Here is a 7,009-nt window from a genome sequence, read left to right as displayed (position 1 = left end):
CGCCGGAGCCGAGGAGCCTGCCGATGCCGCTCGCCGTGCCCGCGCCTGTGCCCGGGCGCGGGCGCGGGCCGGGCCGGGCCGTCAGGCCGCCGCCTCCGCCTCCCGGGCGTCGGCGGGGACACCGAGGTCGCCCAGCACCGCCTGTGCCGCCCGCCGCCCGGAGACCAGCGCGCCCTGCACGGTGCTGGTGTCCCGGTGGTCCCCGGCGACGTACAGCCCGGCCAGCAGCCGCACCGGGCGGCGGGGGTTGTGCGGCGGCGGCATCGCGGGCAGCGCGTCCGGGACGTGCCGCACGCCGAGGAACTGCCAGCCCGACGTCGAGCCACCGTACAGCTCGGCCAGCCGGGCCCGGACGGCCGGTTCCAGACCGGCCGGGCCGCCCACGTCGAAGGCGCGCCGCCCGAGCACGGTGGTGGCGATCAGCGACTGGCCGGCCGGGGCGTAGGACGGGTGCAGCTCGCTGAGCACCAGTGAGTGCGAGACCAGCGGCGGGTGCCCGTTCGGCCGGTCGCCGTCGAGCAGCAGGACGGCCTCGCCCAGCGGGGCGGCGTCGGCGGCGTGGTAGAAGGTCGTGACGGGGTGGAAGTCCGGTAGCCGCAGCCCGGGCAGCAGTTCGGCGGCGGAGCGGGCGTCGGTGGCGACGATGACGGCCTGGGCGCCGATCCGCCCGTGCGCGGCGGTCTCCACGCCGTCCGCGGCGATCGAGGTGACCCGCACCCGGGTGCGGACGGTGCCGGCGGGGAGGGCGGCGGCCAGTTGGGCCGGCACCGCCGCGATCCCGGCGGCGGGCAGACAGAGCCGCCCACGCGCGTACGAGCGCAGCACCAGGTCGGCGACCCGGCTGCTGGTCCCGAGCGCCGGATCGGAGAGCAGGGCGCTGAGCAGCGGTCGCAGGAAGCCGTCCACGGTGCGCTGGGCCAGGCCGTGGCCGGCCAGTGCGCGGGCGGCGGTGGTCTCCGGACGGGCCTGGAGCCGGCCGACCGGGGTGGCGGCGAGCCGGCCGAGCCGGCCCGCCAGCCGGGCCTTGTCCAGCGGGCTGCCGAGCGGGGCCCGGGCGGCGGCCTGCCGGGCGACGGTGAGCTGGGGGTCCCCGGCGCGGTAGCGGCGGCCGGCGCTGTGCACCAGCACGCCGGGCGCGAGCTGGCGCAGGTCGAGGCGGTCGAGGTCGAGCGTGCGGCGCAGCTCGGGGAAGGCGGTGTTCAACAGGTGACTGCCGTCGTCGAGCCGGAATCCGTCCTGCTCGCGGGTGGCCATCCGGCCACCGATCCGGTCGGTGGTCTCCAGGACCTGAACGGTGAGGCCGTGGCCGGTGAGCGCGCGGGCGGCGGCCAGGCCCGCGAGTCCGGCGCCGACCACGACGACGTCCGGGTCGGACGGCCGGCGGGCGCGGCGGGTGAAGTCGTACGTGGGCACTGGGGTGCTCCCTCCCTGGTCCCGGGGCTCCGGCCGACGCAGGCAGCGGGGTGCCGGGACACGGTCCGTGGAGGGTGATGCCCAGTCAGTGTGAGCATCAGACAAGCGCATCGGGCCGGATCCGAAGGCCGGGGAGGGTCCTGCGGCACCAGGCGGGGGAGTGGTCACGGACAGTGCGCCGTGGTGGCCGGGTTCGGGGGTCGGTGGGCGCGTACGGTCACCGGGGGCGTGCGACGCGCCCGCCATGTGCTCCCGTGCGCCCCCTCCCCGGGCCCCCTCGGGCCCCACTCGGCATATGCCGCTGGCCAGGGCGGATACCGTCGTCGGAGTACGTACGGGCTTCGCGCGACCCGCGCGCCCGCCTACCCTCCCGGCGCGCGCAGCCACCCCGCGCGCCCGCCGCCCAGCACCCGCCCCAGGAGCCGCACCAACCCGCGCGCCGGCCGCGCCCGTCCCGTCGGCCGCGCCCGTCCCGTCGGCCGCGCCCGTCCCGTCGGCCGCGCCCGCCCCGCCGGCCGCGCCCGCCCCGTCGCCCGGCACCCGCTCCGCGCGTGCCCCTGACGCCGCCCCGCGCACCCGTCACATCGCGGCGAGCACCGCCGAGTACACGTCCGGGTGGGTGAAGCGGAAGCCCGCGTCCAGCAGCCGCCGCGGCACCACCCGGTGGCTGCCGACCACCTCGATCGCCAGCTCGCCCAGCACCGCCTTGAGCACCGCCTCCGGCACCGGGAACGGCGTCGGCCGCCGCAGCGCCCGGCCCAGCGCGGTGGTCAGCTCGGCGTTGGTCGCCGGGTTCGGCGCGGTGAGGTTGAAGGCGCCGGAAAGGTCGTCGTGGTCGATCAGGAACCGCAGCGCGGCCACCTCGTCGTGCAGCGAGATGAAGCTCCAGTACTGCCGCCCGTCGCCGAGCCGCCCGCCGAGACCCAGCTTGAACAGCGGGAACAGCCGCCCGCCCGCCCCGCCGGCCGCGGACAGCACCATGCCGGTGCGCGGGTGGACGACCCGGATCCCGGCCCGCTCGGCCGGCCGGGCGGCGTCCTCCCACTCCCGGCAGACCTCGGCCAGGAAGTCGTCGCCGGCGGGGGAGTCCTCGTCGATCACCCGGTCGCCGGTCTGCCCGTACCAGCCGACCGCGGAGGCGCTCACGAGGACCTGCGGCGGCTCCTTGAGCCCGGCCAGGGCGACGGCCAGCGTCTCGGTGCCGTACACCCGGCTCTCCCGGATCTCCCGCTTGTAGGAGTCCGTCCAGCGGCGGTCGCCGACCCCGGCGCCGGCCAGGTGCACCACGGCCTGAACCCCGGTCAGTCCGTCCCGTTCGACCTCGCCGAGCAGCGGGTTCCAGCCGATCGCGGTGCTGCCGTCCGGCCGTGGGCCGGTCTTCGAGCGGTGCCGGACCAGCCGGACCACCTCGTGGCCGTCCGCCAGCAGGGAGCGGACGAGCGCCGAACCGATCAAACCCGTGGAACCCGTGACAGCGATGCGCATGCGCCCATCCTCGCAGCTCCCGCGCGCTCCCGCGGTGTTCCCGACCGGCCGTCACCTCCGCGTGCGCCGTTAGCATGACGCGCATGCCTGACGACGATCTGATCATCCGTACGGCGCGGAGCGAGGACGAGCGCGAACTCGCCGTCCTCAACCACGCGGCCTGGTCCGTCCTGTCCGACGTCTCCCCGCAACCGCCCGTCGAGGACCCGCTCTTCGACGAGCGGCACGCCCCCGAGCACTACCTGCTGGCCGTGCTGGACGGCCGGATCGTCGGTTACATCCGGCAGGTCCCGGCCACCCGGCTGGCGAGCAACCGGCACGTGCGGCAGATCCAGGGCCTGGCCGTCGACGGCACCGTCCGCGGCCGGGGCATCGGCCGGCGGCTGGTCGACGCGGCCTGTGCGGCGGCCCGGGCCGAGGGCGCCCGCAAGATGAGCCTGCGGGTGCTCGGGTGGAACGCTCCGGCCCGCCGCCTCTACGAGAGCTGCGGCTTCGTCGTCGAGGGCTCGCTGGCCGAGGAGTTCCTGATCGACGGCCGGTACGTGGACGACATCTGGATGGCCCGCGGCCTGGCCGACTGAGCGGCAGGGCAGCCGCCCTGCCCGCACCCGCGCGGTCCTCCCGCCCCGCCCGCGCGCCGGCCGTTCGAACAGGCCTGCCGCCAAGGGAGGTTGGCCGCCCGCCGGGCGGTGCAGAGTCGTGACAGTCCCGACCTGTCTGGAGCGCCGCCGTGCCGGGTACCGTACGCCCGTGAGCAACTCGACGCCTCCCGGGTGGTACCCGGTCCCGGGTGCGGACGGCACCCCCGGTCACGAGCGCTGGTGGGACGGCAACGCCTGGACGGCCGAGGTCCGACCGCTCCAGGGCGGCGTCGCGGGCGGACTCGCCGACGCCCCCACCCAGACCGGGTCGCCGTCCGACCGGAAGCCCGGCTACGGGTACCCGGGCGGCCCGGCGGCCCCGACCTACGGCTACCCGGGCCAGGACGCCCACCAGGCACCCGCCTACGGCTACCCGGGCCAGGATGCGTACCAGCCCCAGGCCCAGGCCCAGGGCGGTTACCAGGCGCAGGGCGGCTACCCCGGCCCGGCCCAGGGCGGTTACCCGCCCCAGGGCCCCGGCTACGGCCCCGGTTACGGCTACCCGGGCCCGGGCTACCCGCCGCCGGCCGGGCCGGCCCGACCGAAGACCGGTCTGATCATCGGCATCGCGGTCGCCGTGCTGGCGGTGGCCGGGATCGTCGCCGGGGTCGTCTTCAACAGCGGCGGCGACCACCGGGCGGACCCGACCCCGGACCCCACGGTCACCGCGCCCCGGAGCAGCAGCCCCACGCCGAGCCCCAGCCCCACCGCGCCCACCAGCAGCCCCGCGGCGCCCAAGCCCCTGCCGGCGGTCAAGAGCACCGTCCCCGACCCGGAGCACGCGATCACCGTGCCGGTCCTCGACGGCTGGGTGGTGTCCGACAACCCGCCGCACTCGACGGTCTACCTCGGCACCGACCGCTACACCTGCCCGGACGGCAGCTCCTGCATCCGCGGCCAGTTCTCGGTCGAGAAGGACATCATCCAGGGCACCACGCCCAAGGCCGCCGCCGACGCCCAGATGCCCTCCTACGCCGGGCAGGTCTTCTCCGGCGTCAGCTCGCACACCGACGCCGGCTCCGGGTACATCAGCGTGGCCGGAGTGCTCGGCTACGCCACCCGCTGGCACATCCGCACCACGGACGGCACCCAGGGCTACGTCCTGCTGGCCGCCCTCCCGGCCAAGGGGGGCGGCTACGTGGTCATGGAGGGCGGCGTGGACGACAGTCCGGCCGCGCCGGACTTCGCGGTGCTGGACCAGATCCTCAAGGGCATCAAGCAGGACAGCTCCTCCGGCAGCAGCACCTGACCGCCCTCAGTCCCCGTACCGCTCCCAGAGCTTGGGGAAGCGCTTCGCCATGACGTCCGGGTCGTCGAAGTCCAGCCCCGGCCCGGCCGGCCGCTCGGGCTGCCGCACGCCCACCTCGGGCAGCGGCAGCCCGGTCAGCCGCTCGTACGCCTCGTCGGCGGCGTAGCCGAGGTCCTCGGCCTCGCCGTCCTCCTCCTCGTCGAACTCGGGCAGCAGGTCCGCCAGGTCGTCCGGATCGGTGAGCCCGCCCTCGAAGACCTCCCGGCCCTGGCCGATCAGCCAGGACCGGAAGTAGTCGAAGGTGTCGTCGGAGGCGCCGTCGAGCATCAGGTAGGCCGCGCCCCACAGGTCGTGGCGGTAGGCGCGCTGGAACCGCGCCTGGAACAGCCGGGCGAAGTCGATCACATCGTCCGGGGTCAGCTGGAGGAGCCGTTCCACCAGGATGTCTGCCTGCTCGTCGGGGTCGCCGTCGGCGTCGTCCCGGGTCTCGTCGATGATCTGCCAGAAGTCCGTCTCGTCCATCACCGCTCAAGCATCCCCGTTCGGCCGCGTCCGCGCATGCCGCGACTCGGTGCGACCCGGGACTCGGCGTGTCCGGGGGCCGGGAACGGCGGAACCCCGCGCCGTCCGGGGACGACGCGGGGTTCCGTACGCGGGGTTCCGCGGGGACCTGGTGGGGTCAGAGGCCGAGCTCGACCTCGAACTCGCCGGCCTCCAGGATCTCCTTGACCGCGACCAGGTAGCGGGCGGCGTCGGCGCCGTCCACCAGGCGGTGGTCGTAGGAGAGCGACAGGTAGGTCATGTCGCGGATGCCGATGGCGGTGCCGCCGTCGGCCTCGATGACCACCGGGCGCTTGACGGTGGCACCGATGCCCAGGATGGCGACCTGGTTCGGCGGCACGATCACGGTGTCGAACAGCGCACCGCGGGAGCCGGTGTTGCTGATGGTGAAGGTGGCGCCGGACAGCTCGTCCGGGGTGATCTTGCTGTCGCGGACCTTGGTGGCCAGCTCGGCGGTCTTCTTCGAGATGCCGGCGATGTTGAGGTCGCCCGCACCCTTGATGACCGGGGTCATCAGACCCTTCTCGGAGTCCACCGCGATACCGATGTTCTCGGTGTCGAAGTAGGTGACCGTGCCCTCGGCGTCGTTGATCCGGGCGTTGACGACCGCGTGGACCTTCAGCGCCTGGGCGGCGGCCTTGACGAAGAACGGCATCGGGGAGAGCTTGACGCCCTCGCGGGCCAGGAAGCCCTCCTTGGCCTTGGCGCGCAGCGACATGATCTTGGTGACGTCCACCTCGACCACGCTGGTCAGCTGGGCCTGCTCGTGCAGAGCCTTCAGCATGTTGTCGCCGATGACCTTGCGCATGCGGGTCATCTTGACCGTCTGGCCGCGCAGGGCGGACGGCGAGGCGGCGGCCTTCGGCGCGGCGGCCGGGGCGGCAGCGACGACCGGGGCCGGAGCGGCCTTGGCGGCCTCCGCGGCGGCGATGACGTCCTGCTTGCGGATGCGGCCGCCGACGCCGGTGCCGGCGACAGAGGCCAGCGCGACGCCGTGCTCGGCGGCGAGCTTGCGCACCAGCGGGGTGACGTAGGCGTCACCACTGTCGGCCACCGGAGCGGCCGGAGCGGCAACCGGGGCCGGGGCGGCGACCGGAGCCGGGGCGGCAATCGGGGCCGGAGCGGCAACGGGCGCCGGGGCGGCGACCGGGGCCGGCGCCGGGGCAGCGGGAGCCGGGGCGGCAACCGGAGCCGGAGCCGGGGCGGCCGGGGCAGCGGGGGCCGGAGCGGCGACCGGAGCCGGGGCGGCAACCGGGGCCGGGGCGGCAACCGGGGCCGGGGCGGCAACCGGGGCCGGGGCGGCAACCGGGGCCGGGGCGGCGGCGACGGCACCGGCGGCGCCGATCAGCGCGAGCTGGGCGCCGACCTCGGCGGTCTCGTCCTCGCCGACCAGGATCTTCACCAGGGTGCCGGCGACCGGCGACGGGATCTCGGTGTCGACCTTGTCGGTGGAGACCTCGAGCAGCGGCTCGTCGATCTCGACGGTGTCACCCTCGGCCTTCAGCCAGCGGGTGACGGTGCCCTCGGTGACCGACTCGCCCAGCGCGGGCAGCAGCACCGGGGTGGCGTCGGCGGCCGGCGCGGCGGCGACCGGGGCCGGGGCCGGGGCGGCGACCGGAGCCGGGGCCGGGGCGGCGGCGACCGGAGCGGCGACCGGGGC

At 75.9% G+C, this 7,009-nt stretch carries 6 protein-coding genes; 2 read left to right on the top strand and 4 right to left on the bottom strand.

Annotated elements, in window-relative coordinates:
* Positions 1-81: 81 nt before the first annotated feature.
* Both ACWGKU_RS13315 and ACWGKU_RS13310 read right to left on the bottom strand, forming a co-directional pair.
* A complete protein-coding gene (locus tag ACWGKU_RS13315; protein ID WP_401054957.1) occupies positions 82-1,413 on the bottom strand; it encodes an FAD-dependent oxidoreductase in 1,332 nt (443 codons plus the stop codon).
* A 579-nt stretch (positions 1,414-1,992) separates the two neighbouring features.
* On the bottom strand, positions 1,993-2,898 hold the full coding sequence (locus ACWGKU_RS13310) for a TIGR01777 family oxidoreductase (protein WP_359897007.1): 906 nt from the start codon (positions 2,896-2,898) through the stop codon (positions 1,993-1,995).
* Between the two features lie 83 nt (positions 2,899-2,981).
* Between ACWGKU_RS13310 and ACWGKU_RS13305 the strand changes: the two genes are divergently transcribed.
* Entirely contained in the window at positions 2,982-3,479 is a 498-nt protein-coding gene (locus tag ACWGKU_RS13305) for a GNAT family N-acetyltransferase (RefSeq protein ID WP_359897009.1), read from the top strand.
* A 169-nt stretch (positions 3,480-3,648) separates the two neighbouring features.
* Positions 3,649-4,788, top strand: a complete 1,140-nt coding sequence (locus ACWGKU_RS13300; protein ID WP_452178371.1) for a DUF2510 domain-containing protein — start codon at positions 3,649-3,651, stop codon at positions 4,786-4,788.
* A gap of 6 nt (positions 4,789-4,794) precedes the next feature.
* Here ACWGKU_RS13300 and ACWGKU_RS13295 read toward each other — a convergent pair whose 3' ends face one another.
* Complete coding sequence (locus tag ACWGKU_RS13295) at positions 4,795-5,310, bottom strand: DUF4240 domain-containing protein (RefSeq protein ID WP_401052546.1); 516 nt, start codon at positions 5,308-5,310, stop codon at positions 4,795-4,797.
* 157 nt (positions 5,311-5,467) lie between these two features.
* A partial coding sequence (gene sucB, locus ACWGKU_RS13290) for a 2-oxoglutarate dehydrogenase, E2 component, dihydrolipoamide succinyltransferase (RefSeq protein WP_452191436.1) occupies positions 5,468-7,009 on the bottom strand: 1,542 nt, incomplete at its 5' end.

It is taken from the genome of Kitasatospora sp. NPDC054768 (assembly GCF_053612025.1).
The sequence above is the reverse complement of the archived record's forward strand: the minus strand, read 5'-3'. Positions and strand labels throughout refer to the sequence as shown.

Bases quoted from the DNA above. Each gene is read 5' to 3' on its own strand.
- ACWGKU_RS13305 (WP_359897009.1), top strand. From the start codon at position 2,982: ATGCCTGACGACGATCTGATCATCCGTACGGCGCGGAGCGAGGACGAG.
- ACWGKU_RS13310 (WP_359897007.1), bottom strand. From the start codon at position 2,898: ATGCGCATCGCTGTCACGGGTTCCACGGGTTTGATCGGTTCGGCGCTC.
- ACWGKU_RS13295 (WP_401052546.1), bottom strand. From the start codon at position 5,310: ATGGACGAGACGGACTTCTGGCAGATCATCGACGAGACCCGGGACGAC.